Origin of the sequence: Thermomonas paludicola (assembly GCF_024498955.1) — a bacterium.
GTDB lineage: Bacteria > Pseudomonadota > Gammaproteobacteria > Xanthomonadales > Xanthomonadaceae > Thermomonas > Thermomonas paludicola.
In genome coordinates this window covers 605,245-631,647 of sequence record NZ_CP093311.1, presented here as the reverse complement: position 1 = coordinate 631,647, position 26,403 = coordinate 605,245, and the positions used below count along the sequence as shown (strand labels likewise).

The following is a 26,403-nucleotide window of genomic DNA, read 5'->3' as shown; positions in this document are numbered from 1 at the left end:
ATGTTCGTTCTTGTTTGCGGCCGTGCAGTGGCACGGCTTAACTCAGGTGTTAGACCTGTGAAGAGCAACAGGCCGCGCATTCTCTGCAAAGTCATTGAAACCCGCGACAGCGCACTACCTGGCAACGCATTTCTTTGACCTCGCTTGAACGGCAAGAAGCTTTCAAATTTGCAACAAGATCAAGATCAGAATCTACAGCCTGCATTCGCTTGTAGAGCAAGAGCCAGAGCGGGTTTCGCGCAACTGACACGGCGCTTGATTTCGTGGTACAAATTGGCGTTCCGGCCTGTTCGCTTTATGGCTTATTGCAAGAGCGCACAGGTCTAACAATTCGTTCAAGCCGATGCCACTTCACGGCCGCAATTTTTTTCGGTATGTTCGTTCTTGTTTGCGGCCGTGCAGTGGCACGGCTTAACTCAGGTGTTAGACCTGTGAAGAGCAACAAGCCGCGCGTGCTTTGCAAAGACATTGACACCCGCACAACGCATGATCTGATAAGACATTTTTTGACCTCGCTTCAACGGCAAGAAGCTTTCAAATTTGCAACAAGATCAAGGTCAAAATCTACAGCCTGCATTCGCTTGTAGAGCAAGAGCCAGAGCGGGCTTCACGTGGCTGACACGACGCTTGATTTCGTGGTACAAATTGGCTTTCCGGCCTGTTCGTTTCACGGCTCACCGCAAGAGCGCACAGGTCTAACAATTCATTCAAGCCGACGCCGCTTCGCGGCGCGGCTTAATTCAGGTGTTAGGGCCCATGTCCAGCATTCGCGCACTCACAGTTCTGATTGCCGTGTGTCTTGTGTGCGGCTGTAGTTCCTGGCGTGATTGGCGGATGCAGAAAAGCGTGGAGCGCTCTCGCGCTGCTGCTCTTGACAAGATCGACCAAGAGCAATGTAAGGCTGAGGGTGGCGTCGTTCGTGGCGTCGGGATGTTCGGTACCCCTGCATGCGTCAAGCCATTTCAAGATGCGGGTAAGATTTGCTCAGACAAAGCTGAGTGCCAAGGGCTGTGCATGGCGCCAGAGAGCAGCGTCGTTGGTTCTAGCTCAACGGGCACCTGCCAAAAGGACACCCATGACATCTATGGCTGCTATGACAAGATTGAGAGTGGCACGGTGGTCGCGGGTATTTGCGTTGACTAGCTTGGGCCCTAACAATTCATTCAAGCCGACGCCGCTTCGCGGCGCGGCTTAATTCAGGTGTTAGACCTGTGAAGAGCAACAAGCCGCACACCTCTTGCAAAGCCATTGAAGCCTGCAACAGCTCATGATCTGGAAAGATGTTTTTTGACCTCGCTTCAACGGCAAGAAGTCTTCAAATTTGCAACAAGATCAAGGTCAAAATCTACAGCCTGCATTCGCTTGTAGAGCAAGAGCCAGAGCGGGTTTCGCGCAGCTGACACGGCACTTGATTTCGTGGTACAAATTGGCTTTCCGGCCTGTTCGTTTCGCGGTTCACCGCAAGAGCGCACAGGTCTAACAATTCATTCAAGCCGACGCCGCTTCGCGGCGCGGCTTAATTCAGGTGTTAGGTGCCAATGGGAGTGAATCGCATGTCGTCATTGGTTCTGCTGGCTGTTCTCGCATTTGTTGTTTTTATCGTTCTTGCAGCGCTCAAGAACAAGCAAGGCGGCGGCTCTGGCTCAGTCGGCTTCCCTTACCAACCTGCAAAGACGCTCTTTTCGGCCGCGGAGCGTTCGTTCCTTGGCGTTTTGGATCAGGCTGTTGGTTCAGAGCACCGCGTCTTTGGCAAGGTTCGTGTCGCTGACGTTGCAACAGTCAAACCCGGCCTTGGCAACTCCGCTCGTCAGGGTGCACTCAATCGCATTGCGGCCAAGCACTTTGATTTTGTTGTGTGTCGGGCAAGCGATTTGGCCGTGGTCTGCGCCGTCGAACTCAACGACAAGTCACACTCCAGCCAGCGGGCGCAGTCCCGCGACGACTTGCTGCTCAAAGTGTGCCAAGCCATCAATCTGCCACTACTAACGGTTCCAGCTAAGCAGGCATACTCGCCACAAGACATTCGGTCGCAGTTCTTGGCAGCTATTTCTCCACCTCAAGTAGGTGCTTCGGTTGGCACCTAACAATTCATTCAAGCCGAAGCCGCTTCGCGGCTCGGCTTAATTCAGGTGTTAGGGCGCTCAGTCGCCATCGTCCAGCACCATTTGCAGCATGACGGCCATGCATGATTGCAGTGCCCCAACGTCACGCAGCCTGCTCTCGCCCTTACCGAAGCCGTACATGGTCGGCGGGGTGTTCTCATCGGTCACGGAAATGACCAGCATGGTCAGTGGATCGGGCTCTTCGCCGGCCTCAATCTGTGACGCAAGATTGCGGAGCATGTGCGGGACATTGGCCAGGTTGTTTTTGCTACCGAGTCGGCGGATATTTGCGCTCATCTGTTCCTCGCGTGTTGTTGGGCCGCGCCCTAACAATTCATTCAAGCCGACGCCGCTTCGCGGCGCGGCTTAATTCAGGTGTTAGGTGTTGCCAATGAATAGATTCGCTCGTTGGGCCAAGCGCATCGCAACATTACTTCTGCTTGCTAGTTTCTTTCTGCCACTTTCGCGTTGCGCGAGCCTTTCCAATCAGCCTGTAAGTGAGGACGGAACAACCGTTGTCCAAGGCGATGGAACCACGCTTGTCGAGAAGGAGTATTTTGATGTCCACGGCTACGATCTTGTCTCACTGAAGGATTGGCCACTTTGGTTGCTCGCCTTTACTTGGCCACTGATGTTTCAAGTTCTGGCATTGACCGCACGCCAGAAGGCCAACAGCAAGCCGATCATGCTACTTGAGGCGCTGCTTCTAGTATTCAGCGCATTTCAGATCAGCTACCTGATCTACAACAGTGACGCTATCCGCTATGGGGCTCTCGTTGCGTACTCAGGACTTTTCGCCTACATCGCGGCATTGGTCATGCAACTACGCAGTGCAACACCTAACAATTCGTTCAAGCCGAGCCCGCTTCGCGGCCTCGGCAGAGCGCCGTAAGATTGTCACTCAGCCGTGGCCGCAAACCGGGCCGGCTTAACTCAGGCGTTAGGCCTCAGAGGAAACATGGTCGCGATCCCTAGAGAGCAGCGGAAGGTCGTCACGCCTGGGCGAATCAAAGTAACTCGGGCCCTTCTCACGTTTTGCAGGCATCACTACCTGCCCCAGACATATCTCGCGCAGCTGGAGGCTTGCCTCGATGCTCTCGAAAAGGGAGACGTCGCGCGGGTCTCCGAGCATGTCCGCTTGCTTGGCCACGCTGGCATGGGCTCTTTCATGGACTGGGTCCCGCCGGTAGCGTTCGAGCATGAATATCCGGATTACGTAGACTCCGTCTGGAACGCCCTGCTGGGTCACTGGCTGGAAAGCATGCGAGTGTTTCGCGATGCTGAGGCCTAACAATTCGTCCAAGCCGACGCCGCTTCGCGGCGCGGCTTAACTCAGGTGTTAGGCGGCACAGAAGCATCTACGCGATCGGATCAGAACAATGGCAAGACCGGGAAAATACGAACCGCAGAAGCTAATCGCCATGTTTCGCTTGGCCGCTGCGCTTCGCAACCAAATGCTGGAGGTTGGCTTTACCGACAATGGTGGCGCAATCCACAGCGCGGAGCGCATTCTCAACATTCTTGGCCTTCGACTTTGCTACCCAGGCTTGAACCATATAAACAACTTGCGCAATCACCCGAGCGCTTTGTTCTCGGCCGAAGCGCTGGCTGCGTATCGAGCCGGAGAGCAAGTCTTCATTGAGCACATCAGCCCACATCGCGCACTGACTAGGCTGGCAATCGAGCAAGTTGAGGCTGGCGCGAGCGACGGAGACTTTTCAGCCTTTGTGCAGGCACACTTTAAGCTCGCGCTCCTCACACGCGCCGAAACGGACCGACTCAACAAGATCAATCGCTCCAGAATCGCGCATGATCGTCTGCAAGCGGCCGGGATTACAGTCGAGCCTATTAGCCACGCATTGCCTAATGCTGGTGGCGACACTCCGGCAGTGCCGCCTAACAATTCATTCAAGCCGACGCCACTTCGTGGCGCGGCTTAATTCAGGTGTTAGACCTGCATGCCAACACTCTCGTTTACTGAATGCTTCGCCAAGTACGGCGCCAAGTTGACCAACCCAATGTGGGCTGTCTCGGCACAGGCGGCTGACGGGTCAATCGTGATCAGCTGCTGGAACAACTACTTCAGCCGGCCGGACAAAGACACTCTCCGCTATAAGGACACCCTTTCGCGATGGGAAGGAAACTCGCTTGGCAACAACCTGCTCCGCGAGCATATCTCTTTGGCAAAAGCCCAAGATCTTCCTATCAGGCTCGTGGTGGCAACGGCACAGAACACGCCTCACCTTGACGCCGGCTGGGACGCCAGCAAGATTTCCAAGACCTTCCACATCAAACCTGAACTTGTCGGCCGCCTTGTCTCATTTGACGGAGATGAGTTTGTGATTGATTACTGCAGGTCTAACAATTCGTTCAAGCCGAGACCGCTTCGCGGCTCGGCTTAAATGGTGGCGTGTACCATCACGCCGTGCCGCGCAGCGGTCCGGCTTAACTCAGGTGTTAGACCTGTGAAGAGCAACATGCCGCGCATTCCTTTCAAAGTCATTGAAACCCGCAACAGCTCATGATCTGGAAAGATGTTTTTTGACCTCGCCTCAACGGCAAAAAGCTTTCAAATTTGCAACAAGATCAAGATCAAAATCTACAGCCTGCGTTCGCTTGTAGAGCAAGCGCCAGAGCGGGCTTCACGTGGCTGACACGGCGCTTGGTTTCGTGGTACAAATTGGCTTTCCGGCCTGTTCACTTTACGGTTCATTGCAAGAGCGCACAGGTCTAACAATTCGTTCAAGCCGATGCCACTTCACGGCCGCAATTTTTTTCGGTATGTTCGTTCTTGTTTGCGGCCGTGCAGTGGCACGGCTTAACTCAGGTGTTAGACCTGTGAAGAGCAACATGCCGCGCATTCCTTTCAAAGTCATTGAAACTCGCAACAGCTCATGATCTGGAAAGATGTTTTTTGACCTCGCTTCAACGGCAAAAAGCTTTCAAATTTGCAACAAGATCAAGATCAAAATCTACAGCCTGCGTTCGCTTGTAGAGCAAGCGCCAGAGCGGGCTTCACGTGGCTGACACGGCGCTTGGTTTCGTGGTACAAATTGGCTTTCCGGCCTGTTCACTTTACGGTTCATTGCAAGAGCGCACAGGTCTAACAATTCATTCAAGCCGACGCCGCTTCGCGGCGCGGCTTAATTCAGGTGTTAGGCTTTAAGAGCAAGAGCGACTCGCGCTCGCGGTATTCACTTATAATGATTAGCATGCTGGTTAGTAATCTGCGATCCGCAGACACCACGTTGCATTGAATGACAGCACTGCAGAAACGCTCATCGGCAGAGAAATTTACATCGTGCTGGGCTTCAGTCGCCTTGCCATGCGACCAGATGCAAGTAGTTTGTGCATCGCAACGGGCGCAGCGGATGACTTCGTGATACAAATCGGCTCTCTGGCGCGTGGCGGCTGGCGGTTCATCGCAAGAGCCATGTGCCTAACAATTCGTTCAAGCCGAACCTACTTCGCTCCGGCAACGGCGTGGCAGAGAAAGCTTGCCACGCCGTTACCTGCGCTACGCAGGTCGGCTTAACTCAGGTGTTAGACCTGTGAAGAGCAACAAGCCGCACACCTCTTGCAAAGCCATTGAAGCCTGCAACAGCTCATGATCTGGAAAGATGTTTTTTGACCTCGCTTCAACGGCAAGAAGCTTTCAAATTTGCAACAAGATCAAGATCAGAATCTACAGCCTGCGTTCGCTTGTAGAGCAAGAGCCAGAGCGGGTTTCGCGCAGCTGACACGGCGCTTGGTTTCGTGGTACAAATTGGCTTTCCGGCCTGTTCGTTTCGCGGTTCACCGCAAGAGCGCACAGGTCTAACAATTCGTTCAAGCCGATGCCACTTCACGGCCGCAATTTTTTTCGGCATGTTCGTTCTTGTTTGCGGCCGTGCAGTGGCACGGCTTAACTCAGGTGTTAGACCTGTGAAGAGCAACAAGCCGCACACCTCTTGCAAAGCCATTGAAGCCTGCAACAGCTCATGATCTGGAAAGATGTTTTTTGACCTCGCTTCAACGGCAAGAAGTCTTCAAATTTGCAACAAGATCAAGGTCAAAATCTACAGCCTGCATTCGCTTGTAGAGCAAGAGCCAGAGCGGGTTTCGCGCAGCTGACACGGCACTTGATTTCGTGGTACAAATTGGCTTTCCGGCCTGTTCGTTTCGCGGTTCACCGCAAGAGCGCACAGGTCTAACAATTCATTCAAGCCGACGCCGCTTCGCGGCGCGGCTTAATTCAGGTGTTAGCGCTCATGGCAGACCCTCCTGCAGTCCAGCTACCAGCCCCGCTCGTCGTAAGGTTGCTGGCTGTCGTGATGACCTGCGTGATATCTGGCCTCGGCTTAATGGCCCTAGTCACTGGTCACGCGGCCGGGCGCTGGACCCGCTATGGCTATGCGGGCCCGCTGGAAGGATCCCCTGCCCATGCATTTGGGCTCGCCATGTTCTTCTTCGGGCTTCTCCCACTGGCACTAGCAATGCGTAGTCCCAAGTCCGCGGTCCGGCTTGCTGTTGCATCTGCCGTACTGGGGTTGCTGTCGGTGTTCGTTGGTCCAGCTTTGCTAGCTTGAGCGCTAACAATTCATTCAAGCCGACGCCGCTTCGCGGCGCGGCTTAACTCAGGTGTTAGACCGCTACTGGTCTTCGTCTTCGGATGCTTCCGGCGGCTCCGGAAGCGGATGCCAGGCATCGGCGTAGCAGGCCGTCATATGGATCACCACGCATTCGTCGTGCGGCGCGTCTTCAGGCTTGTGGCCAATGCTGATTTCTTGCAGATCGTTGCTCCACAGCAGGATGCTTTTGTTAATCGGTGCGGTGCTGATCGGTTGCCACATGGTCGTTCCCTCCGGCCGGGTATCGGCCTAACAATTCGTTCAAGCCGAGCCCGCTTCTCAGCCTCAACGGGGTTTGAAGTCACCGGCAGCGGGCCGGCTTAACTCAGGTGTTAGATGCCTCTTTCGCACCGTCCAGCACAAAGCAGGCAATGTGCCGGCCCGTGCCCTTGCCTACGGATCCATCCTCGGTGGCGTGCCAGCGCACGTCGCCCAGGTTGGAAACCTTCGCGCCTGCCGCGAGCAGCATCAGAAGCCACTTGTCCACCGGATAGACCAGCACCACGCGCTTGCCTTTCTCGGCCTCGGTGATTGCCTTGCGCACCCATGCGGTCGGGCCTTTCTTCTTCGGCTTCTTGTCGTCCGGCCCCTGGTGCAAGATCGAGCCGAACGGCGGATTTACATAGCTGCACTCGCCCCATTCGCATGTAAGCCCATCGAAGCTGTCCGGCTTCGGAAACGGGCACGGGCACGGGCACGGGTCAAAATCGAACGGCCCATGCTCGGCCGCAAGCTGGTTCAGCAATTCAGGTGGCGTGAGCCAGTAGTGTTTGCCGTCCTCGCCATTGCCAACGTGAAACTTGTTGTCGGCTGGCGGCAGCAAACTCTGGTGCATCGGCTTCGTATCGTCTTTCATATCGCTCCTTGTGGGGTCGGCATCTAACAACGCGTTGCAGCCGATGCCGCTTCGCGTCACGGCTGAACTTGATCGTTAGGCCCTTCAGGAAACAATATGAGACCTCTCAAAAAAATCTTGATTCTTGCGCCATTCACCCTTGCAGCAGGCTGTACCGATCCCACGGCCCAAAAAATCTCCACGGCTGAGCAACTCTTGCGTAGACAGGTCGCAAGTGACATCGAGGTCACTATCGACTCATCCAGCATTAAGCTCAACGATTCGGTCGAGCGATTTTATTATGTATGCGGCCTCAGCACCCTCAATCGCCCAGGTAGCGGCCCACTTGCTCTCAACAACGTCCAGCAACGCTTCATCACCACCGTCAATCGCGCTGGTGCTGGCGGGGCAACGCTGTTTGATGGCTCGAGCTCGCCGGAAGGTAAAGCAGAGTTCCAAGCCTCATGGGATACGAAGTGCCCTCAGTAAGGGCCTAACAATTCATTCAAGCCGACGCCGCTTCGCGGCGCGGCTTAATTCAGGCGTTAGCCCATCATGGAAGGTTCGATGCAGTCCTGTTATCCAACACCAAGCTCGGCCCAAGCCGTGTTGTCTCAGACCGACTACGAGAAACTTTTGGCTCGTTGCCAGACGCTGCCGCCACATCAAGGTGACTACGCCGTTCAGAGCTTCTTGTCTAACGTCATCCTGACTGTTCTTGACTATCAACTGCACAACACAATCGTCAATAAGGCGCACGAGAGATTCGTTCGCGCTCACGGCGACTATATTCATGACATACATCAGTTGGCTGCGTTTCTTGATCGTTACCCCAATGACAAACAAGGCAACACAGACGCTGCCGTCACACTCTGGGGTTACAAGCACTGGACAAGATTGGAGCAACTGCGCGGCTTAGTGGCACAATTCATAAGCATCGGCGTAGTGGACGCAGACTCCCTAAAGCAATGGGCAACGTCTGCAACCTTCAAGGACGACTTCAAAGGCAAGATCAAGGGTCTTGGTCCTGCGGTATTTCAATGGCTAATAATGCGCGCCGGGGTAGAGACGATCAAACCAGACGTTCATATCATCAACTTCGTGTCATCTACCATTGGCTACTCTCCAAGTTTTGACGCCACTATTAGCGCGTTGATTAGCGTAGCTAGAGATATCGGCAAGACACCGCGAGAGCTGGATTTGGCCATTTGGGAGCTGCAACGCGGGGCACCCGGTCAGATATGATGGGCTAACAATTCATTCAAGCCGACGCCGCTTCGCGGCGCGGCTTAATTCAGGTGTTAGCCAGTGAAAGCAACACATCTGCGTGGCACAGCGCACCCGGCTTGCACCAGCAAGCAAGGTTCTTCCCCCGCAGCGGCGAAAGATCGAACGGGAAGCGAGCAGTCGCGCGCATTTGATCGTCGCGCAGCATGTCGGTGAAGAATCCAACTGCACCTTCTGCGTCTATCGGATCGCGTCCGAACGGCCCGCATTTGCCTGGCGCAAACGGATTCCCCCAGCGCGTGCTGCGATCAACCTTCACGGTGTTCTCTGGCATCCGCCAGCCCTTCGCGCGTCTCAGTTGTATTCTTTCTGGCATGGTCGCCTCACTGGCTAACAATTCGTTCAAGCCGACTGCGCTTCGTGGTCGCGTCGGGGTTCGTGTGCAGCCGCAGCGCAGCGGCTTAACTCAAGTGTTAGCCGTCATGCCCCGGCTTCATCGAAGATGTAGTCATCGAGTTCGCTAACGCCCCATGTTTTCTTGAATGCCGCGCACGCGGCAGACAGTTCGGCCATGCGCTTTTCGTGCGCGACTTGCTGTGCATCCATTGCCGCCCACGCGGAATCCTCCAAGCAGCAAGCCTCGTGCTGAACCTGGTATACCCAATCGCCGCGCTTCGACTTCTGCCGGTAGCGGTAGCGCCCGCTTTCAACCTGCTTACCGCAGGCCGTGCAGCGCATCGTGCCGTGGGATGATCCGCGCGCTTCTGTGTGATTCCAGTTTCCCATTTCGTTCTCCGTAGCCGCATGACGGCTAACAACTCATTTGAGCCGAGGCCGCTTCATTGCCTCGGCGGTTCTATTCACTCGCAGCGGCCCGGCTCAATTCGGGCGTTAGGTGCTTACTGGCGGTGCGGGCAGCGGTCGCCAATGCGTCGGGTTCACGCCTTCATCTAGCGCCTGCAAATAATTCATCGGTGTTGCGCATGCCCAAAAGCCAGCTTGATGCCAATGCACGACGTCCTGCGCTTCCCCAAGCGTCTCATCCGACCACATCCACCTCACTACCGCGAGGATTGCGCTGCCGTCTTTCGGCGCAGTTTCAATCGGTTGCCACTCACTCATCTCGTTCTCCTGTTGTCCTGGCACCTAACAACGCGTTGCAGCCGATGCCGCTTCGCGTCACGGCTGAACTTGATCGTTAGGTGCCACAACCGTTTTCCTCTGCATCTGGTTGGGGCAATCTGGCGGTCCATAGATCGGGTCATAGCAAGCCATCATTTCGCCGTCGTCGTTGTAGTAAAAGAACGCCGTCCTTTCCGGATCCTCCTTTGTTCCACTCCCAAGAAGCGCCGCGACAAAAATTAGCGACACGCGCTTTACGGTCAATGGCCCTAGGTGCATAGGTGTGTTCATGTCTGCCTCTGATCAGATTCTTGGCGTTGCCGCCGAAATTGAAAACGTCCTGTCGGAAAATGATCTTTCTATTGCCAACTCTGTGGCTGTGAATCGATTGCAGTTCCTTGCAACGTCGATGGCAGGCATTGACCACTACGCAGCGCGGAAAGCCTCCAAAATCGCGTCGCTTGCGGTGCTGTTCTACAGCGATCGGAAACACCGCAGTTTCCCTGGTGGAGCTGACGCTATCTACCATGAGATGCGCCACGCACTTCTCGGCACCATCCGCAGTCAAGCGCAAGTTTTGCGGGACGCTGCCGGTGGCACCTAACAATTCGTCCAAGCCGACGCCGCTTCGCGGCGCGGCTTAACTCAGGTGTTAGACCTGTGAAGAGCAACATGCCGCGCGTGCTTTGCAAAGACATTGACACCCGCACAACGCATGATCTGGCAAGACGTTTTTTGACCTCGCTTCAACGGCAAGAAGCTTTCAAGATTGCAACAAGATCAAGATCAAAATCTACAGCCTGCGTTCGCTTGTAGAGCAAGAGCCAGAGCGGGTTTCGCGCAGCTGACACGGCGCTTGGTTTCGTGGTACAAATTGGCTTTCCGGCCTGTTCGTTTCGCGGTTCACCGCAAGAGCGCACAGGTCTAACAATTCGTTCAAGCCGATGCCACTTCACGGCCGCAATTTTTTTCGGTATGTTCGTTCTTGTTTGCGGCCGTGCAGTGGCACGGCTTAACTCAGGTGTTAGATTGCCCCAAGCATATGCGCTACTTGACAGTCCGGAACCATCTCAAGCCTTACGTGATCGTGTCGCGGCGAAAAACGACGATCAATCACGCTTTTGCTGCGGCAGTCGCGCCGAGCGACGACTACGACGATCAGCGCGTCAGAGAGGCCGTTGCCATTCTCGGCCAAGATCCAGATCAAGACCTCCTCTGCGCTTACTGTGGAGCCCTCGCTCAAACGTGGGATCATGTTTTTGCCACGGTCAAGGACTCGCGTTTTAGCGGGCACGGGCACCGACTGGGCAACTTGCTCCCGTGCTGCAAGCCATGCAATTCGGCAAAAGGCAACAAAGACTGGCGCCGTTTTCTTGCAGAGCTTGGATTGCCGGCTTCTACACATCAGGCAGCGGAGCATCGTATTGCAACGTACCTGTCCACGCTCTCCCTCCAAGACTCGGTTCCCGACAGCTCACCGGAGTACGAGAGGCTTCTCCAGATCAGAACTGAGGTACTCGGGCTTCTGGCGGAGGCGGACGAGCTTGCCAAGATAATTCGCGAGCGGCAATCTAACAATTCGTTCAAGCCGAAGCCGCTTCGCGGCTCGGCTTAACTCAGGTGTTAGACCTGTGAAGAGCAACAAGCCGCGCATTCCTTTCAAAGTCATTGAAACCCGCAACAGCTCATGATCTGGAAAGATGTTTTTTGACCTCGCTTCAACGGCAAGAAGTCTTCAAATTTGCAACAAGATCAAGATCAAAATCTACAGCCTGCATTCGCTTGTAGAGCAAAAGCCAGAGCGGGCTTCACGTGGCTGACACGGCGCTTGATTTCGTGGTACAAATTCGCTTTCCAGCCTGTTCGTTTCGCGGTTCACCGCAAGAGCGCACAGGTCTAACAATTCGTTCAAGCCGATGCCACTTCACGGCCGCAATTTTTTTCGGTATGTTCGTTCTTGTTTGCGGCCGTGCAGTGGCACGGCTTAACTCAGGTGTTAGACCTGTGAAGAGCAACCTGCCGCGCTTTCTTTGCAATGTCATTGACACCCGCACAGCGCATGATCTGGCAAGACATTTTTTGACCTCGCTTCAACGGCAAAAGCCTTCAAATTTGCAACAAGATCAAGGTCAAGATCTACAGCCTGCGTTCGCTTGTAGAGCAAGAGCCAGAGCGGGTTTCGCGCAACTGACACGGCGCTTGATTTCGTGGTACAAATTGGCGTTCCGGCCTGTTCGCTTTATGGCTCATTGCAAGAGCGCACAGGTCTAACAATTCGTTCAAGCCGATGCCACTTCACGGCCGCAATTTTTTTCGGTATGTTCGTTCTTGTTTGCGGCCGTGCAGTGGCACGGCTTAACTCAGGTGTTAGACCTCAGTGTGGAATCCCTTGCTATCAACAACCCTCCCGCCGTGAGTGACAGGGTGATAGATGCAAGATCGCCCCTCAGCGTCGGTGGCGCGAATCGCTTGGGGCATGCAGTCCGGATACTCGCCACCATGTTCTAGCGTCTCAAATCTCCAACCATCGCCGCGCAGGCTCGGGTCTTGTGGTCGCTTTTCTTCTGTCATCACCTCAAACTCGTGAGTAACTTTCATTTTTTCGTCCCATGTACGATTGAGGTCTAACAATTCGTTCAACGCGACACCGCTTCGTGGCAGCGTCGTACTCACAACTCCGCGCAGCGGTGCGCGTTAACTCAGGTGTTAGCCGTCAAAAAGGCAGTTCATCGCGGGGCCGGAGATCAGTCCGTTGAATGTTGTCCACCACCAGCGCCGCCACGCTTTCCAGCACAATGAAGGTCTGGCCGGGATTCGTTCGCGCCAGTCGTTCGGCTTCGCTGGTCGCTTGGTCAAGCGTTCCGTGCTGGTACGTTGGTGCGTGTCCCTTGGGGTTCCACACCAGCCAAAACGGTTCATTGTTCTGCATTCTGTTCTCCATGCCGTGCGTTGACGGCTAACAATTCATTGAAGCCGACGCCGCTTCGCGGCGCGCCTTAATTCAGGTGTTAGCGCCCGCCATCGCGGCGTCGATGGCGGCGTCCAGTGCATCAAGCGCAAGTCCGTCCTGAATTTCACCGCTCGGAAAATGTAGATAGCCCGGCGCGGTAGTGGAGCGAATCCACCTGTATCTGCTGGCGTCCGCGCTGTTTGCGACGGACTGGCAAGCTGCGTCAAGGATGTTGTTCCGTGTTTCACGCAACTCGCGGATGTGCTTGTTAATTAGCATCGCGTCGGACGGGTGCGCCCGCCTTGCCCTTGCTTCCCACGTTTCCAGCAGCTTTTCAATGCTCATCGTTCTGCGCCCTCCACGGCGCTAACAATTCATTCAAGCCGACGCCGCTTCGCGGCGCGGCTTAACTCAGGTGTTAGACCTGTGAAGTGGACCGACCAGAGTTCCGTAGACACTCATTCGCCGCTCTGCGCGTAGCGCTTTTCGAACTCTACCGGTGACATGCCGCCAGCGGAACCATGCCGGCGGATCGGGTTGTAGAACATCTCGATGTAGTCGAACACGTCCGAAGCAGCAGTGGCTCGCGTCGGGTAGATCCGCCGCTTGATCCGCTCCTTCTTCAGGACGCTGAAGAAGCTCTCGGCCACGGCGTTGTCGTGGCAGTTCCCGCGACGGCTCATGCTCTGCACCATCCGGTGTGCCTTCAGGAACGACTGCCAGTCGCTGCTGGTGAACTGGCAGCCTTGGTCGGAGTGGACCATCACGCCCGGGCCGGGCTTGCGCCGCCATGCCGCTGCCATCAGCGCCTGCAGCACCAGGTCGCTGGTCATCGTCGGCGCCGTCGCCCATCCGACGATCTGGCGCGAGTACAGGTCCATCACTGCCGCCAGGAACAGCCAGCCTTCGTAGGTGCGGATGTAGGTGATGTCCGTGACCCAGACCTTGTTCGGGGCGTGCGGCGAGAAGTCCCGGTTGAGCACGTTTGCCACGGCACCGACCGGACCGCCGCGGTGGCGCGGCTTGCCGCCGTAGCCCACCTGCGCCCGCAGGCCCTCCGCCTTCATCAGCCGCCAGACGCGATGCCGGCTGCATCGCTCGCCAGCTTCCCGCAGATCCAGCGCGATCTTGCGATAGCCGTACACCGCACCGCTAGCCAGCCAGTGGTGCCTGATCAGCCCGAGCAGACGCTGGTCCTCGCGCTCGCGGGCACAGGCTCCCTGGCGCAGCCAAGCGTAGTAGCCGCTGCGGTGCACGCCCAGCACCCGGCACATGGCGACCAGGCGGAACTCGCGGATGTGTGCGCGTATGAACGCGTACTTCGCCCTTACCCCTTGGCAAAGTACGCGGCGGCTTTTTTTAGGATGTCGCGCTCCTCGGTCACGCGCCGCAGCTCGGCCTTCAGCCGGCGGATCTCGGCCGAGTCGCTCGGCGCCGCTGTCGCGCCGGACACCGGTACCGTCTTCCTGGCCACCTGCACCCAGCCATACAGCGTGTGCTTGGGGATCCCGATCCGGGAGGCGACGTCCACCACCGTAAAGCCGCGCTCCAGCACCTGCTTCACCGCTTCCGCCCGGAACTCATTCGTGTACTGCTTGCTGTTGCCCATAAACACCTCGGTCATTGCCATCAATTATGGCGTCCGGATGTCTATGAAAAGCTGGTCGGTCCACACATCAATCTTTTCATCGCTCATACCAACCTCCGCAGCTAAGGAAGGTCTGAACAACTCCCCCATCGGCGACAATAGCGCATCACCCCGGGATGACTTCTGATGCAACTGACTTTTGGTGACGCCGAAGATCTTGGGCAACGCAAGCAGACGCGGCGGGAGGTGTTCTTGGCGGAGATGGAGCAGGTGGTGCCGTGGAAGGCGCTGCTGTCGCTGATCGAGCCGCACTATCCGACGCTGGGGCGTCCCGGCCGGCAGCCGTACGCGCCGGCCACGATGCTGCGCATCCATTTCCTGCAACAGTGGTACGCACTCAGCGACCCGGCGATGGAAGAGGCGTTGTACGACACGCCGGTGATGCGCCGTTTTGCCGGGATCGGCGGGCTGGATGGTATTCCCGACGAGACCACGATCCTCAACTTCCGTCGCCTGCTGGAGACACATGGCCTGGCTGCCAAGCTGCTGGCAAGGGTCAATGCGCACCTGCAGCGCAAGGGCATGAGCCTGCGCAGCGACACGATCGTGGATGCCACGATCATCGCCGCGCCCAGCTCGACAAAGAACCGGGAGGGGGAGCGCGATCCCGAGATGCACCAGACGAAGAAGGGCAACCAGTGGCACTTCGGGATGAAGGCGCACATCGGCGTTGACGATGTCTCGGGACTGGTGCATCACGTGGAATGCACGGCGGCGAACGTGGCCGACGTGACCCAGGTACACAAGCTGCTGCACGGCAGGGAAACCACGATCTGTGGCGACAGCGGCTACACCGGCGCGGACAAGCGCGAGGAGTTGCAGCACGTGGACGCCGGCTTCCGGATCGCGGAGAAGCCGTCGAAACTGCGCGCGATGAAGAACCAGCGGGATCGTCGCTACGCCGAGCGCTGGGAGCACTGCAAGGCCAGCCTGCGGGCGAAGGTGGAGCACCCGTTCCGGGTGATCAAGCGGCAGTTCGGCTACGTCAAGGTGCGCTATCGCGGCCTTGCGAAGAACAGCGCGCAGGTGCTGACCCTGTTCGCCCTGTCGAATCTGTGGATGGCGCGCCGGCAATTGCTGCCGGCGGCGGGGTCAGTGCGCCTGTAAGGCGGGGAAACCCGCCAAAAAGCGCCGGAAACGGCGCATAAACGCGGTAACGAAGCCAAAAAACCTGCTCTGTGGCCCGGAATTGAAGATTCGGGGCGTGTTGTTCAGATTTTCCCTAGGGTGCGCTTTATCCACTATGTGCGCTGATACATCACAAAACAGTCGCTGACCGGATACAAGTACCCAACCTTTCCACGCTCAAATGCTGCGACTGCTTCGCTTCAAAGGCAACGTCGCGTCAGATTGACGACATCGGCAGCTTGAGGCCTTGCTCTTTTGCACACTGCTGCGCGATGTCGTAGCCCGCATCCGCGTGGCGCATCACGCCGGTGCCGGGGTCGTTCCACAGCACGCGGGCGATGCGCTTGTCGGCGGCCTCGCTGCCGTCGCAGACGATGACCACGCCGCTGTGCTGCGAGTAGCCCATGCCGACGCCGCCGCCGTGGTGCAGGCTCACCCACGTCGCGCCGCCGGCGACGTTGAGCATGGCGTTGAGCAGCGGCCAGTCGGACACCGCATCGCTGCCATCGCGCATCGATTCGGTTTCGCGATTCGGCGAGGCCACGCTGCCGCTGTCCAGATGGTCGCGGCCGATCACGATGGGGGCTTTCAATTCGCCGTTGCGGACCATTTCGTTGAACGCCAGGCCGAGCTTGTGGCGCAGGCCCAGGCCGACCCAGCAGATGCGCGCCGGCAGGCCCTGGAAACTGATGCGCTCGCGCGCCATGTCCAGCCAGCGATGCAGGTGCGCGTCATCCCGAATCAGTTCCTTGACCTTGGCGTCGGTCTTGTAGATGTCTTCAGGATCGCCGCTGAGCGCGACCCAGCGGAACGGGCCGATGCCGCGGCAGAACAGCGGCCGCACGTAGGCCGGCACGAAGCCGGGGAAGTCGAATGCGTTGCTGCAGCCGGCATCGAATGCCATCTGCCGGATGTTGTTGCCGTAATCGACGGTGGGAATGCCGGCAGCGTGGAACGCGAGCATCGCCTCGACGTGCACGCGCATCGCTTGCTTGGCGGCATCGCGCACTTTGTCCGGATTCGTCTTCTGTTCGTCCAGCCACTGCTCCAGCGTCCAGCCGATCGGCAGATAGCCATGCACCGGGTCGTGCGCGCTGGTCTGGTCGGTCACGCAATCGGGGCGAACGCCACGCTTGACCAATTCCGGCAAAATCTCGGCGGCATTGCCCAATAGCGCAATGGATTTCGCTTCGCCGGCCTGCGTGTATTTGTCAATTCTGGCAAGCGCATCATCAAGATCGGTCGCTTGCTCATCGACATAGCGGGTCTTCAGGCGAAAATCGATGCTGGTCTGGCGGCATTCGATGTTGAGGCTGCTCATGCCGGCCAGCGATGCGGCCAGCGGCTGCGCGCCGCCCATGCCGCCCAACCCGGCGGTGAGCAGCCACTTGCCGGTGAGGTCGCCGTTGTAATGCTGGCGACCCATTTCGACGAAGGTTTCATAGGTGCCCTGCACGATGCCCTGGCTGCCGATGTAGATCCAGCTGCCTGCGGTCATCTGGCCGTACATCATCAAACCCTTCTTGTCGAGCTCGTTGAAGTGCTCCCAGGTCGCCCAGTGCGGCACCAGATTGGAATTGGCGATCAGCACGCGCGGCGCATCGGCATGGGTGGGGAATACGCCGACCGGCTTGCCTGATTGCACCAGCAGGGTTTCGTCGTCGTTGAGGTTCTTCAGCGATTCGATGATGGCGTCGTAACAGGCCCAGTCGCGCGCGGCGCGGCCGATGCCGCCGTAGACCACGAGCTCCGCCGGGTTCTCGGCGACTTCGGCATCCAGGTTGTTCTGCAGCATCCGGAACGGTGCTTCGGTCAGCCAGGATTTGCAGGTGAGGCCACTGCCGCGCGGGGCGCGGATGACGCGGGAAGGATCGTTGCGGCTGGACATCAGGCACGGCTCCGGCAAAGGACACTGAAACCGGGATTATCGCATCCGAATCGACCGTGGCCCTGCGAACCACAGCCCATGCTCTTGGCTATCATCGGCATATGCATCGCCACTTCCGCACCGTTGCGCTGTCGTTGATCCTGCTGCAGGCCGGCTGCGCGTCCACGTCGTCCACCCATGCTCCCGCCGCCGTGCTGCTGGTGTCGGTGGACGGGCTGCGCCCCACCGACATCACGCCCGCGCAGATGCCCGTGCTGGATGCCCTGGGCAACGCCAACGTGCGCGCCGTGGGCATGCGCCCCTCGTATCCGGCGCTGACCTTCCCCAACCACTACACGCTGGTCACCGGGTTACGCCCGGATCACCACGGCATCATCCACAATTCGATGGCCGATGCCGCGCTGGGGAGTTTCCGCACCGCCGACCGCAAGGCGGTGGAAACCGGGGACTGGTGGGGCGGCGTGCCGGTCTGGGTCAGCGCCGAACGCGCCGGCCTGCGCACCGCCACCATGTTCTGGCCGGGCAGTGAGGCAGCGATCCAGGGCGTGCGTCCGCGCGCGTGGCGTGCGTACGACGACGACCTTCCGGCCCCCGCCGCGGTGACCCAGGTGCTGCGCTGGCTGGAGGTGCCGGCGCACCAACGGCCACGCTTCGTGACGCTGTATCTTGATGAAGTGGATGAAGCCAGCCACGACCACGGGCCGGATTCGGCGCAGGCCATCACCGCACGGCGCGAGGTGGATGCCGCAATCGGCATGCTGCTGGATGGCCTGCGGCAGCACGGGCTGCTGGCTTCGACCAATGTCCTGGTCGTGTCCGACCACGGCTTCGAAACCGTGCTGCCAGGTCATACGCTGCCGGTTGAAGCCTTGGCGCCGCCCGATGTCGCCGAGGCAATCAGCGATGGGCAAGTCATCGGCTTCGCGCCGCTGCCGGGCAAGACCGCCGACGCCGAGCAACGTCTGTTGGGCCGCCATGACCACTCCCAGTGCTGGCGCAAACAGGCGCTGCCGGCGCGCTGGCAGTACGGCACGCATCCGCGCATCCCCGCCATCGTCTGCCAGATGGATGCGGGATGGGACGCCCTGCGGGCGAACAAATTCGAGATCCGCATGCAGCAGCCGCCGAGTCCACGTGGCTCGCACGGTTACGATCCCGACCTGCCTTCCATGCGCGCCAGCTTCATCGCCGCCGGGCCGGCGTTTGCCCACGGCGTGCGCCTGCCGGTGTTCGACAACGTCGATGTGTATCCGCTGCTGATGTACCTGCTCGGGCTTGCGCCCGAAGGCGGCGATGGCGACATTGCGCCGTTGCTGCCGGCGCTGCAGGAATCCCACTGACGCGTCAGCGCGATGTTGCGCGGCTCGCCGCATGGGTGACGCGATGGATCAGGCGCGCGGCCACGCGTGCGGTCACGTTGTCGCGGTCGAACGGCGGTGACAGCTCGGCCACGTCCATGACCCGCAATTTGCCGGTGCTTGCCACCACATCCAGCAGCGGCTCCACCACCTCCATCGGCACGCCACGCGCCGCCGGCGCGCTGACGCCGGGCGCCATCGCGTGCGGCAGTCCGTCGATATCGATGGTCAGGTAGATCGCATCCACCTTGGCCAGTTTTTCCTGCAACTCGGCAAGGCGCTGCGGCAGCGCCAGCAGGCCCAGCTCATCGTCGCGAACGTAATGCACGCCAAGTTGATCGGCGCTGTCGAAGAGCGCGCGCGTATTGGCTGCGGCGCTGATGCCATAGACGCAGTAGTCCAGCGGCAACCCCAGTGCTGCCGCGTGCTCGATCGCCTGCAGGAAAGGCGTGCCGGAACTGGCCTGCGCCTGCTGGCGAAGGTCGAAGTGCGCGTCGATGTTGACGATGGCCACGCGCGGCCGGCGCGCGCCAAGGTGCTTGGCGAGGCCTTGATAGGTGGCGAACGCGATTTCATGGCCACCCCCCAACCCCACCGGAAAATGGCCGGCATCCAGCAGGTCGGCAAGCCGATCGGCATAACGCCGCTGCGCGCCTTCCAGATCGCCATCGGTGCAGGCCACCGTTCCGGCGTCGTACAGCGGCGTGTCATCCAGTACCGGCAAATTGGACAGCATCGCGCGCAGCGCCGCAGGCCCAGCGGCCGCGCCCACCCGGCCGTGGTTGCGGCGCACGCCTTCATCGCAGGCGAAGCCCAGCACCGCCACGCCTGGCGCGGCACCGGCCACCGGTTCGCGCACCCATTGGTGCCAGCGCCGGGTCGCCGCAGTGTCCGGCAGGTCGACCCGGCCGCTCCAACCCTCGACGGCGGCGTTCATGGTGAAACCTGCTGCAGATGGCGGCGCATGTGAACACTCCTGACGATCACTATCGCCATTGTAAGCGCCCCGTTTCGGCCTTCCCGGGTTGCCGGGCCATCCGCGCCGGTCTGCAATAATCGCGGAACGAACGCGCCGCCACGGAGCTGACCGCACCATGCCTTCTCCCCCCTGGGACCTGCTGCTCACCAACGCCACGCTGGCCACCTGCACCGGTGAGACGCCATTCGGCCTCATTGAAGACGGCGCGCTGGCCTGCAGTGATGGTCGCATTGCCTGGGTTGGCCCAGGGCAGGAACTGCCGCCTGACGCCTCGGCGGCGCGCGTACTCGACCTTGACGGGCGCTTGCTGACGCCGGGCCTGATCGACTGCCATACCCATTTGGTGTTTGCCGGCAACCGCGCCAACGAATTCGACATGCGCCTGAATGGCGCCAGCTACGAACAGATTGCGCGTGCCGGCGGCGGCATCCACTCCAGCGTGGGCGCAGTACGGCGAACCAGCGAAGACGCGCTGCTGCGGCAATCGCTGCCGCGCGCGCAGGCGCTGCTGCGCGATGGCGCAACCACCCTCGAGATCAAGTCCGGCTACGGGCTGGACTACGACAACGAACGCAAGATGCTGCGCGTGGCCCGCCAGCTTGGCGCAGCGCTCGGCATCGAGGTGCGCACGACCTATCTTGGTGCGCACGCGCTGCCGCCGGACTACTGCGACAACGCCGACGGTTATGTGGATGCGGTGATCGAATGGCTGCCCCTGCTGCACGCGGACGGGTTGGTGGATGCCGTGGATGCGTTTTGCGAAGGCATCGGCTTCACCCCAGCACAAACGCGGCGCGTGTTCGAAGCGGCGCGGGCACTTGGCATCCCGGTGAAACTGCATGCCGACCAACTCAGCGATCTCGGCGGTGCCGCGCTGGTGGCGGAATTCAACGGCCTGTCCGCCGACCACATCGAATTCACGGGTGAGGCCGGCATTCGGGCGATGGCGGCGCACGGCACCGTTGCGGTGCTGCTGCCCGGCGCATTCCACGTGCTGCGCGAAACCCGGCTTCCCCCCATCGCGCTGTTGCGCGAGCACGGCGTGCCGATGGCCGTGGCGACCGACTGCAACCCCGGCACGTCACCGCTGCTGTCGTTGCGACAGGCCATGCAACTGGCTTGCACGCATTTCCGGCTGACCCCCGAGGAGGCGCTGCGCGGCGCAACCGTCAACGCTGCGCGGGCGCTGGGGTTGGACGATCGCGGCCTGCTGCGCGTCGGGCTGCGGGCAGACCTGGTGGCGTGGGACGTCACCCATCCGGCTGAATTGTGCTATTGGCTTGGGGGGTATCTGGCCGCCCATGCCTTCGTTGGCGGACGCCAGCTCACTTGACCCCGGAGATCGCCATGCGCCTGACCCTGCTTGCCGCTGCCTGCCTGCTGATTGCCACCCAAGCCCGCGCGCAGGACGCGGCGCACACGCTGGCGCAGGATGCGATCCTCGTGGACACCCACATCGACGCGCCCACCGAGTTGCTGGAACGCTGGTCCGACCTGGGCGGCGAGGTGAAGGATCGCGAGTTCGATTATGTGAAGGCACGCAAGGGGGGCCTCGACGTGGCCTTCATGTCGATCTACACCTCGCCGAAGCAAGACGAAGACGACACGGCCTGGCAGGTTGCCAACGCGATGATCGACGGCGTGGACGCGCTGGTGCAGCGGCATCCGGACAAGTTCGCCCTGCTCACCTCACCGGGCGACGCCGCGCGCTTGCGCGTAGGGGGGCGCGTGCTGCTGCCGCTGGGGATGGAGAACGGCGCGCCGTTGGTGGACAAGCTCGAGAACGTGCAATTCTTCTTCAATCGCGGCGTGCGCTACATCACCCTGGCCCATAGCGCGCCCAATCGCCTCGCCGACTCTTCCTATTCGACCGACAAGAAATGGAACGGGTTGAGTGACTTCGGCCGGCAGGTGGTGGCGGAGATGAACCGGCTGGGGATGATGGTCGATGTCTCGCACCTGGCCGATGCGTCCGCACTGGAGGCCATCCGGATCAGCACGGTGCCGGTGATCGCCAGCCACTCCGCATTCCGCCATTTCACCCCCGGCTTCGAGCGCAACATCAGCGACGAAATCGCCAAAGCGGTGGCCGCCAAGGGTGGCGTGGTGCAGGTGCCATTCGGCACCATGTTCATCAACCCGGCCAGTGCCGCCGACGGGCAAGCCCTCTATCACGCCCGGCAGGCATTCGATCGCCGCAATGCCGAACTGAAGGCGCAGGGCAAGCCGCAGGCAGACCGCGACGCGTTCGTGAAGGCCTGGGAAGCCGCGCATCCCGTGCGCAGCAGCACGCTCACGCAGGTGCTGGATCAGATCGACTACGGGGTGAAGCTGCTCGGCATCGACCACGTCGGGATCGGCTCCGACTTCGACGGCGTGGGCGGCGAGTTGGCGAACGAACTCAAGACCGTGGCCGACTATCCCAACCTGGTGGCCGGCCTGCAGGCACGCGGCTACAAGGACGCGGACATCCGCAAAATCCTCGGCGGCAACCTGCTGCGGGTATGGGGCGTCATCGAAGCCGGCGCAGCGAAGTAAGCCGGAAATGCAAAAGCCCCGCGGTGCGGGGCTCTTGTGATCCGTTGGTTGCCGGAATCAGGCAGCGGCTTTCTTGACCGCTTTCTTCGCCACGGTCTTGCCTGCGGCTTTCTTCACCACCGGTGCCGCTGCGGTGCCGGCCGCCTTGGTGGTTACGTGCGGGCGCGCATTGCCGTAGCTGCAGTTGTAGCGCTTGCCCTTGGCGGTCTTGCGGTCGCCCTTGCCCATCGTGTTGCTCCCGGATCAATCGTAAAAGAGGTTGTCGCGCCGCGCGCGAGTCGGGCATTTTAACATCATTCGGCGCGTGTCCGTTTCTGCCCACCCGCCTGCCTGCATCCCGAGGCTCCGGCAGGAAGGAGAATCGCACCGGGATCGCCCGACTCCGGACCCGTCAATGCGCGCAACTTGCGCAGTTGGCGTGTCCCGCGTTGAGCCGCAGATTGGCCAGATGCGCCAACCCGACCAGGGTTCCGCCCAGCGTCATCACCACCGCATGCGGCCATGGCGCATGGTGAATGGGGGCGTACAGCACACCGACCCACAGCACCAGCAGGCCCGGCAGCATCAATGCCAGCGCCTGCCACAGGCGATGGCGACGGTAGCCGGACAGCACGCTGTAGCCGCCCACCAGGCTGGCGAAGACCACGAAGATTTCTTCGAAACGCTCGCCCAGCGCGCTAGCCAACCCCAACGATGGCAGCGCCGCGATCAGCAGCGGCAACAGCGCGCAGTGGATCGCGCACAGCAGCGAGCCGGTTGCGCCCAGGCGATCCAGGAAATGACTTGCGGGTCGAGAAATGCGGTTCACGGCGCTCATTCGTTACATTATAACAACTTCAGGCCATCCCGTCTGAACGCCATGCACCAGCGCACCGGTCAACCGGCTCCGTCCAGCGCGGCCACCGGCACGTCCTGCCGTCGATGCGAACGCCGCACTGCAGGCACCAGCTGTGCCAGCAGCCCGCACCCTGCCAACGTCCAGACAATCATCGCCCCGCTCGGCAGATCCAGCACCGCCGACAGCGCCAGCCCCGCCACATAGCCCGCCGTACCGATTGCATAGGCCGTGGCCAACTGGCTGCGGCCACGCATGCCAATCGTGGCCAGCGCTGGCACGATCAAGCTGGCGAACACCAGATAGACGCCAACCAACTGCACCGACGCGGTAATCGCCAATGCGAACATGGCATAAAACAGCAGACCGGTCAGCCGCCCGCGACGCAGCCACATCGCCACCAACAGCAGCGACGACAAGATCGCCGCCGGGATCAACTGCGCATAGCTCACCCATAGAATCTGACCGACCAGCAGGTCCTTGAGATGCTCGCCGCCCTGCGGGTTGTCGGCCAGCAGCAGCAGGCCGCCGGTCGCGGCCAGCACGAACAAGGTGCCGATCAGCGGCTCTTGATAGTGCGGCCAGCGGCGATCGGTCCAGGACAGCAGGCCGGCGCCGGCCAGGGCTGCTGCGGCGGCGGCCAATTGCACGCCGAAACCGTGTTCTTCAATCCCGAAGTATTGGGCCAGGATCACCCCCAGTCCGGCGATCTGCGCAATCGCCAGATCGATGAAGATGATCCCGCGTCCCAGCACCTGCTTGCCCAACGGCACATGGGTGGACAGCACGATCAGCCCGGCCACGCAGGCGGGGCCGAGGATGCTGATATCCAGGCCTTGCATGTTCAGGGTCACTTGGCGGCTCCCAGCAACTTTGCAATCGTCGAATCAAACAGGCCGAACAGGTCCTTCGACTGCGCATCGCCGCCGACGGTGAACGGCAGGTTCAGCACCGGCACGCCGGTGCGCTGGCTCAGCCAGTTCGAGGGCTTCGAATCCTGATAGGCCGCATGCACGATGGCCAGCGTGTTGTTGGACTTGGTGATGCCCACCAGTTCGGCGAGATGCGCGGCGGTTGGTGGCACCGAGGGCTTCGGTTCCAGCGCGCCGATCTCCTGGATGCCCAACCAGTCCCACAGATAGACCCAGCTGATGTGGTGGACCACGACCTTGCGGCCCTTCAGCGGCGCGGCCTCCGCCGACCACTTCGCCATCGCGGCCAGCCAACGCTTCTCGAAGCTGGCGCCACGCTGCCGGTACGTGTCGGCATTGGCCGGATCGATCTGGATCAGGCGCGCATCCAGCCGCCGCGCAACGATCAGGATGCGCCGGGGATCCATCTGGATATGCGGATTGCCGTCCGGATGCACGTCGCCGTTGGCGCGATCCAGCGCGGTCGGCTTTTCGAGCGTCCTTACCTGCGCCGCGGCCATGAACGAACCCGCGCCGGAGGCAACCTTGGCGTTGCCGGACTGACGGATCAGCTGCGGCAGCCAACCCACTTCGAGTTCGGCGCCAGTGCATACCACCAGGTCGGCGGCGCGCACCTTGGCAATCAGGCTGGGCTTGGCCTCCACCACGTGCACGTCCTGCAGTGCGGTGGTGCCCACGTCCAGATCGACCTTGTCACCGGCCAGCTCCTGCACCAGCGAGCCCCATTCGGGTTCACAGGCAAATACCCGCAGCTTGGCCTGCGCCGGGGCCGCCGCTGCCAACGCAGCGAGCAACAACAGGGGCATCGCGATTGTCTTCATGTCGGTTCCTTAAAACTTGTGCGCGCCATGGGCGCCGAGACTGGTTTGATATTGCAAGGTGAGAACGTTGTCGCTATCGGCGGCATTGGGGCGGTCGCGCGCAAGCTGCAGGCGGAACAGGCTGAATTCGCTGTTGCGCCAGGTCAGCTCGGCGCTGTGCCGGAAGGGGTCAAAGCTCGTCGCCAGCGGCAGGTTGCCGTCGCTCCACAGGCGGTCGTAGCGATAGCCGACATCCCATTGCCGGCTCAAGCGATACACGCCTTCCAGATATGCGCCACGGCGTTGCCCGGACCACGGCGCACTGCTCAGCGGGGCCGCCGGATCGATGTAAGTGCCGTTGCGGTCATCCAGCAGGTATTCACCGCGCAAGGTAATCCCGCCGTCCTTGAAATTGCCCTGTGGCGCCCACTTCCAGGTTGCATCTGCCACATACACGTTGGCATCGCCACTGAAGCCATCTTCGCCGCCGGCGGTGCGGGTTTTCAGCATCGATACGCCGGCCAGCCATTCGTTGTTGCTGCCGGCGTCCCCGCCCACGTGCGCGAACACGGTCTTGCTGCCAACGCCGTCGTGCTGAGCACCACCACTGGGATACGGCTGCCCGCGCAACAGTTCGCCGCCCAGCTCCAGGAACAGAGAGGTGGGCGCGACCCAGCGCAACTGCACGCCGTCATCGCCGTAGTGGCCGCCCAGGAATGCCTGGTATGGCAGCGGCCGGTCGAAGAAGCTGTCGGTATGCGCGTGGTGGCTGTTGAGATAGCCGATGTTGGAGAAGAACCGGCCCATCCGCAGGTTGAACCCGCCGGGCAGATGGGTGGTGTCGATGAAGGCCTCTTCCACGCCGAGGTGATCCTCGCCATCCTCGCTGCCCATCGCCAGGGTCAGCTGGCCGTAGAACTTGTCATCGATGTTGGCCGCCAGCGAAACCTCGCTTTCGCCCAGCGAAAATCCTGCCGGGCCCGGGCCGGCCTCGCCCACCAACGGGAAACCGGCGCGCGAATAGCTGCCCGGCGCCAGCGAGTGCTGCGAGTAGCTGCCGTTGAGGATGACGCTGATCGCCGGGTTGAACGCATTCGCACCGCTACTGCCGGTGCTGCCAGCCTCGGGCGCGGCCACACCCATGCCGGCGTCCGCGGCTGGCGCGGAATTGCCCGACGCATCGGCAGCCAGCGCGTCGATGTCGCCATTGGCGCCTGCTGCAGCGGTGCCGGCGTCCGGCGCAGCCGCGATCGGCGCTGGCGCGGCAGCCTTCATCGCCTGCAATTGGGCTTGCAGCGCCTGGACCTGCGCTTCCAGCGTGGCAATTCGGTCGTGGTCGCTTTGCTGGGGTGCCGCCAACGCCGGGGCACTGAGCGCCGCTGACAGGGCAACCGTCAATAACAACTTGCGCATACTGGAACGTTTCCGCGAATGATTAGGTTATAACATAA

At 60.3% G+C, this 26,403-nt stretch carries 29 protein-coding genes; 12 read left to right on the top strand and 17 right to left on the bottom strand.

Features of this window, described 5'->3' with window-relative positions:
- Positions 1-1,553 precede the first annotated feature (1,553 nt).
- Positions 1,554-2,084 carry a DUF2726 domain-containing protein gene (locus tag LIW09_RS03020; protein WP_256646495.1) on the top strand — a complete coding sequence of 177 codons (531 nt, stop codon included), beginning with the start codon at positions 1,554-1,556 and terminating at the stop codon, positions 2,082-2,084.
- Between the two features lie 57 nt (positions 2,085-2,141).
- Here LIW09_RS03020 and LIW09_RS03015 read toward each other — a convergent pair whose 3' ends face one another.
- Positions 2,142-2,399, bottom strand: coding sequence for a hypothetical protein (locus tag LIW09_RS03015; RefSeq protein ID WP_256646494.1), 258 nt, complete (start codon positions 2,397-2,399; stop codon positions 2,142-2,144).
- Between the two features lie 94 nt (positions 2,400-2,493).
- On the opposite strand from LIW09_RS03015, the gene LIW09_RS03010 reads away from it, so the two are divergent.
- Positions 2,494-2,994, top strand: a complete 501-nt coding sequence (locus LIW09_RS03010) for a hypothetical protein (protein ID WP_256646493.1) — start codon at positions 2,494-2,496, stop codon at positions 2,992-2,994.
- Between the two features lie 48 nt (positions 2,995-3,042).
- Here LIW09_RS03010 and LIW09_RS03005 read toward each other — a convergent pair whose 3' ends face one another.
- Positions 3,043-3,303 carry a hypothetical protein gene (locus tag LIW09_RS03005; protein WP_256646492.1) on the bottom strand — a complete coding sequence of 87 codons (261 nt, stop codon included), beginning with the start codon at positions 3,301-3,303 and terminating at the stop codon, positions 3,043-3,045.
- Positions 3,304-3,523: 220 nt separating this feature from the next.
- On the opposite strand from LIW09_RS03005, the gene LIW09_RS03000 reads away from it, so the two are divergent.
- On the top strand, positions 3,524-4,042 hold the full coding sequence (locus tag LIW09_RS03000) for a hypothetical protein (protein WP_256646491.1): 519 nt from the start codon (positions 3,524-3,526) through the stop codon (positions 4,040-4,042).
- A gap of 18 nt (positions 4,043-4,060) precedes the next feature.
- Positions 4,061-4,504, top strand: coding sequence for a hypothetical protein (locus LIW09_RS02995; RefSeq protein ID WP_256646490.1), 444 nt, complete (start codon positions 4,061-4,063; stop codon positions 4,502-4,504).
- A 2,229-nt stretch (positions 4,505-6,733) separates the two neighbouring features.
- Here LIW09_RS02995 and LIW09_RS02990 read toward each other — a convergent pair.
- On the bottom strand, positions 6,734-6,934 hold the full coding sequence (locus LIW09_RS02990; protein ID WP_256646489.1) for a hypothetical protein: 201 nt from the start codon (positions 6,932-6,934) through the stop codon (positions 6,734-6,736).
- 103 nt (positions 6,935-7,037) lie between these two features.
- On the bottom strand, positions 7,038-7,568 hold the full coding sequence (locus LIW09_RS02985) for a hypothetical protein (protein WP_256646488.1): 531 nt from the start codon (positions 7,566-7,568) through the stop codon (positions 7,038-7,040).
- Between the two features lie 96 nt (positions 7,569-7,664).
- Here LIW09_RS02985 and LIW09_RS02980 point away from each other — a divergent pair, with 96 nt between their 5' ends.
- Positions 7,665-8,036 carry a hypothetical protein gene (locus LIW09_RS02980; protein ID WP_256646487.1) on the top strand — a complete coding sequence of 124 codons (372 nt, stop codon included), beginning with the start codon at positions 7,665-7,667 and terminating at the stop codon, positions 8,034-8,036.
- A gap of 66 nt (positions 8,037-8,102) precedes the next feature.
- Positions 8,103-8,792 (top strand): hypothetical protein, encoded by a 690-nt coding sequence (locus tag LIW09_RS02975; protein ID WP_256646486.1) that lies wholly within the window; start codon positions 8,103-8,105, stop codon positions 8,790-8,792.
- Positions 8,793-8,841: 49 nt separating this feature from the next.
- On the opposite strand, the gene LIW09_RS02970 is transcribed toward LIW09_RS02975, so the two are convergent.
- The 3 genes from LIW09_RS02970 to LIW09_RS02960 all read right to left on the bottom strand — a co-directional run bounded on the left by LIW09_RS02970 (position 8,842) and on the right by LIW09_RS02960 (position 9,896).
- Complete coding sequence (locus tag LIW09_RS02970) at positions 8,842-9,180, bottom strand: DUF4326 domain-containing protein (protein ID WP_256646485.1); 339 nt, start codon at positions 9,178-9,180, stop codon at positions 8,842-8,844.
- Positions 9,181-9,254: 74 nt separating this feature from the next.
- Positions 9,255-9,560, bottom strand: coding sequence for a hypothetical protein (locus LIW09_RS02965; protein ID WP_256646484.1), 306 nt, complete (start codon positions 9,558-9,560; stop codon positions 9,255-9,257).
- 105 nt (positions 9,561-9,665) lie between these two features.
- Complete coding sequence (locus LIW09_RS02960; RefSeq protein WP_256646483.1) at positions 9,666-9,896, bottom strand: hypothetical protein; 231 nt, start codon at positions 9,894-9,896, stop codon at positions 9,666-9,668.
- Between the two features lie 289 nt (positions 9,897-10,185).
- Here LIW09_RS02960 and LIW09_RS02955 point away from each other — a divergent pair, with 289 nt between their 5' ends.
- Positions 10,186-10,500, top strand: coding sequence for a hypothetical protein (locus tag LIW09_RS02955; protein WP_256646482.1), 315 nt, complete (start codon positions 10,186-10,188; stop codon positions 10,498-10,500).
- 477 nt (positions 10,501-10,977) lie between these two features.
- Positions 10,978-11,511: an HNH endonuclease signature motif containing protein gene (locus LIW09_RS02950; protein WP_256646481.1), complete on the top strand. Its 534-nt coding sequence runs from the start codon at positions 10,978-10,980 to the stop codon at positions 11,509-11,511.
- 1,098 nt (positions 11,512-12,609) lie between these two features.
- On the opposite strand, the gene LIW09_RS02945 is transcribed toward LIW09_RS02950, so the two are convergent.
- The 3 genes from LIW09_RS02945 to LIW09_RS02935 form a co-directional block, all read right to left on the bottom strand.
- Positions 12,610-12,825 carry a hypothetical protein gene (locus LIW09_RS02945; protein WP_256646480.1) on the bottom strand — a complete coding sequence of 72 codons (216 nt, stop codon included), beginning with the start codon at positions 12,823-12,825 and terminating at the stop codon, positions 12,610-12,612.
- Positions 12,826-12,897: 72 nt separating this feature from the next.
- A complete protein-coding gene (locus LIW09_RS02940) occupies positions 12,898-13,191 on the bottom strand; it encodes a hypothetical protein (RefSeq protein ID WP_256646479.1) in 294 nt (97 codons plus the stop codon).
- Between the two features lie 113 nt (positions 13,192-13,304).
- Positions 13,305-14,455, bottom strand: a protein-coding gene (locus tag LIW09_RS02935; protein WP_425507924.1) for an IS3 family transposase whose coding sequence is annotated in 2 segments (ribosomal slippage) — positions 13,305-14,209 and positions 14,209-14,455 — 1,152 coding nt in all. Because the reading frame shifts where the segments join, the coding sequence is not laid out codon by codon here.
- A gap of 165 nt (positions 14,456-14,620) precedes the next feature.
- On the opposite strand from LIW09_RS02935, the gene LIW09_RS02930 reads away from it, so the two are divergent.
- Positions 14,621-15,601, top strand: a complete 981-nt coding sequence (locus tag LIW09_RS02930; protein WP_256646478.1) for an IS5 family transposase — start codon at positions 14,621-14,623, stop codon at positions 15,599-15,601.
- A gap of 238 nt (positions 15,602-15,839) precedes the next feature.
- Here LIW09_RS02930 and hutU read toward each other — a convergent pair whose 3' ends face one another.
- Entirely contained in the window at positions 15,840-17,510 is a 1,671-nt protein-coding gene (gene hutU / locus LIW09_RS02925; RefSeq protein ID WP_256646477.1) for a urocanate hydratase, read from the bottom strand.
- A 101-nt stretch (positions 17,511-17,611) separates the two neighbouring features.
- Here hutU and LIW09_RS02920 point away from each other — a divergent pair, with 101 nt between their 5' ends.
- Positions 17,612-18,850, top strand: coding sequence for an alkaline phosphatase family protein (locus LIW09_RS02920; protein WP_256646476.1), 1,239 nt, complete (start codon positions 17,612-17,614; stop codon positions 18,848-18,850).
- Between the two features lie 4 nt (positions 18,851-18,854).
- Here the strand turns inward: LIW09_RS02920 and hutG are convergent, their stop codons facing one another.
- On the bottom strand, positions 18,855-19,805 hold the full coding sequence (hutG, locus tag LIW09_RS02915) for a formimidoylglutamase (RefSeq protein ID WP_256646475.1): 951 nt from the start codon (positions 19,803-19,805) through the stop codon (positions 18,855-18,857).
- 157 nt (positions 19,806-19,962) lie between these two features.
- Here hutG and hutI point away from each other — a divergent pair, with 157 nt between their 5' ends.
- Complete coding sequence (gene hutI, locus LIW09_RS02910) at positions 19,963-21,180, top strand: imidazolonepropionase (protein WP_256646474.1); 1,218 nt, start codon at positions 19,963-19,965, stop codon at positions 21,178-21,180.
- A gap of 14 nt (positions 21,181-21,194) precedes the next feature.
- Positions 21,195-22,385, top strand: coding sequence for a dipeptidase (locus LIW09_RS02905; protein ID WP_256646473.1), 1,191 nt, complete (start codon positions 21,195-21,197; stop codon positions 22,383-22,385).
- 57 nt (positions 22,386-22,442) lie between these two features.
- Here the strand turns inward: LIW09_RS02905 and LIW09_RS02900 are convergent, their stop codons facing one another.
- The 5 genes from LIW09_RS02900 to LIW09_RS02880 all read right to left on the bottom strand — a co-directional run bounded on the left by LIW09_RS02900 (position 22,443) and on the right by LIW09_RS02880 (position 26,365).
- Entirely contained in the window at positions 22,443-22,613 is a 171-nt protein-coding gene (locus LIW09_RS02900) for a 30S ribosomal protein THX (RefSeq protein ID WP_256646472.1), read from the bottom strand.
- A gap of 163 nt (positions 22,614-22,776) precedes the next feature.
- Complete coding sequence (locus tag LIW09_RS02895) at positions 22,777-23,202, bottom strand: MerC domain-containing protein (protein ID WP_256646471.1); 426 nt, start codon at positions 23,200-23,202, stop codon at positions 22,777-22,779.
- A 59-nt stretch (positions 23,203-23,261) separates the two neighbouring features.
- Complete coding sequence (locus LIW09_RS02890; RefSeq protein WP_256646470.1) at positions 23,262-24,074, bottom strand: metal ABC transporter permease; 813 nt, start codon at positions 24,072-24,074, stop codon at positions 23,262-23,264.
- Positions 24,071-24,973 (bottom strand): metal ABC transporter substrate-binding protein, encoded by a 903-nt coding sequence (locus LIW09_RS02885; protein WP_256646469.1) that lies wholly within the window; start codon positions 24,971-24,973, stop codon positions 24,071-24,073. The genes LIW09_RS02890 and LIW09_RS02885 overlap by 4 nt, the downstream gene beginning before the upstream one ends.
- Before the next feature lie 9 nt (positions 24,974-24,982).
- Positions 24,983-26,365, bottom strand: coding sequence for a hypothetical protein (locus LIW09_RS02880; RefSeq protein WP_256646468.1), 1,383 nt, complete (start codon positions 26,363-26,365; stop codon positions 24,983-24,985).
- Positions 26,366-26,403: the final 38 nt, after the last annotated feature.

Coding starts and splice junctions, on each gene's coding strand:
- LIW09_RS03020 (WP_256646495.1), top strand. CDS start 1,554: ATGTCGTCATTGGTTCTGCTGGCTGTTCTCGCATTTGTTGTTTTTATC.
- LIW09_RS03015 (WP_256646494.1), bottom strand. CDS start 2,399: ATGAGCGCAAATATCCGCCGACTCGGTAGCAAAAACAACCTGGCCAAT.
- LIW09_RS03010 (WP_256646493.1), top strand. CDS start 2,494: ATGAATAGATTCGCTCGTTGGGCCAAGCGCATCGCAACATTACTTCTG.
- LIW09_RS03005 (WP_256646492.1), bottom strand. CDS start 3,303: ATGCTCGAACGCTACCGGCGGGACCCAGTCCATGAAAGAGCCCATGCC.
- LIW09_RS03000 (WP_256646491.1), top strand. CDS start 3,524: ATGTTTCGCTTGGCCGCTGCGCTTCGCAACCAAATGCTGGAGGTTGGC.
- LIW09_RS02995 (WP_256646490.1), top strand. CDS start 4,061: ATGCCAACACTCTCGTTTACTGAATGCTTCGCCAAGTACGGCGCCAAG.
- LIW09_RS02990 (WP_256646489.1), bottom strand. CDS start 6,934: ATGTGGCAACCGATCAGCACCGCACCGATTAACAAAAGCATCCTGCTG.
- LIW09_RS02985 (WP_256646488.1), bottom strand. CDS start 7,568: ATGAAAGACGATACGAAGCCGATGCACCAGAGTTTGCTGCCGCCAGCC.
- LIW09_RS02980 (WP_256646487.1), top strand. CDS start 7,665: ATGAGACCTCTCAAAAAAATCTTGATTCTTGCGCCATTCACCCTTGCA.
- LIW09_RS02975 (WP_256646486.1), top strand. CDS start 8,103: ATGGAAGGTTCGATGCAGTCCTGTTATCCAACACCAAGCTCGGCCCAA.
- LIW09_RS02965 (WP_256646484.1), bottom strand. CDS start 9,560: ATGGGAAACTGGAATCACACAGAAGCGCGCGGATCATCCCACGGCACG.
- LIW09_RS02960 (WP_256646483.1), bottom strand. CDS start 9,896: ATGAGTGAGTGGCAACCGATTGAAACTGCGCCGAAAGACGGCAGCGCA.
- LIW09_RS02955 (WP_256646482.1), top strand. CDS start 10,186: ATGTCTGCCTCTGATCAGATTCTTGGCGTTGCCGCCGAAATTGAAAAC.
- LIW09_RS02945 (WP_256646480.1), bottom strand. CDS start 12,825: ATGCAGAACAATGAACCGTTTTGGCTGGTGTGGAACCCCAAGGGACAC.
- LIW09_RS02940 (WP_256646479.1), bottom strand. CDS start 13,191: ATGAGCATTGAAAAGCTGCTGGAAACGTGGGAAGCAAGGGCAAGGCGG.
- LIW09_RS02930 (WP_256646478.1), top strand. CDS start 14,621: ATGCAACTGACTTTTGGTGACGCCGAAGATCTTGGGCAACGCAAGCAG.
- hutU (WP_256646477.1), bottom strand. CDS start 17,510: ATGTCCAGCCGCAACGATCCTTCCCGCGTCATCCGCGCCCCGCGCGGC.
- LIW09_RS02920 (WP_256646476.1), top strand. CDS start 17,612: ATGCATCGCCACTTCCGCACCGTTGCGCTGTCGTTGATCCTGCTGCAG.
- hutG (WP_256646475.1), bottom strand. CDS start 19,805: ATGAACGCCGCCGTCGAGGGTTGGAGCGGCCGGGTCGACCTGCCGGAC.
- hutI (WP_256646474.1), top strand. CDS start 19,963: ATGCCTTCTCCCCCCTGGGACCTGCTGCTCACCAACGCCACGCTGGCC.
- LIW09_RS02905 (WP_256646473.1), top strand. CDS start 21,195: ATGCGCCTGACCCTGCTTGCCGCTGCCTGCCTGCTGATTGCCACCCAA.
- LIW09_RS02900 (WP_256646472.1), bottom strand. CDS start 22,613: ATGGGCAAGGGCGACCGCAAGACCGCCAAGGGCAAGCGCTACAACTGC.
- LIW09_RS02895 (WP_256646471.1), bottom strand. CDS start 23,202: ATGAGCGCCGTGAACCGCATTTCTCGACCCGCAAGTCATTTCCTGGAT.
- LIW09_RS02885 (WP_256646469.1), bottom strand. CDS start 24,973: ATGAAGACAATCGCGATGCCCCTGTTGTTGCTCGCTGCGTTGGCAGCG.
- LIW09_RS02880 (WP_256646468.1), bottom strand. CDS start 26,365: ATGCGCAAGTTGTTATTGACGGTTGCCCTGTCAGCGGCGCTCAGTGCC.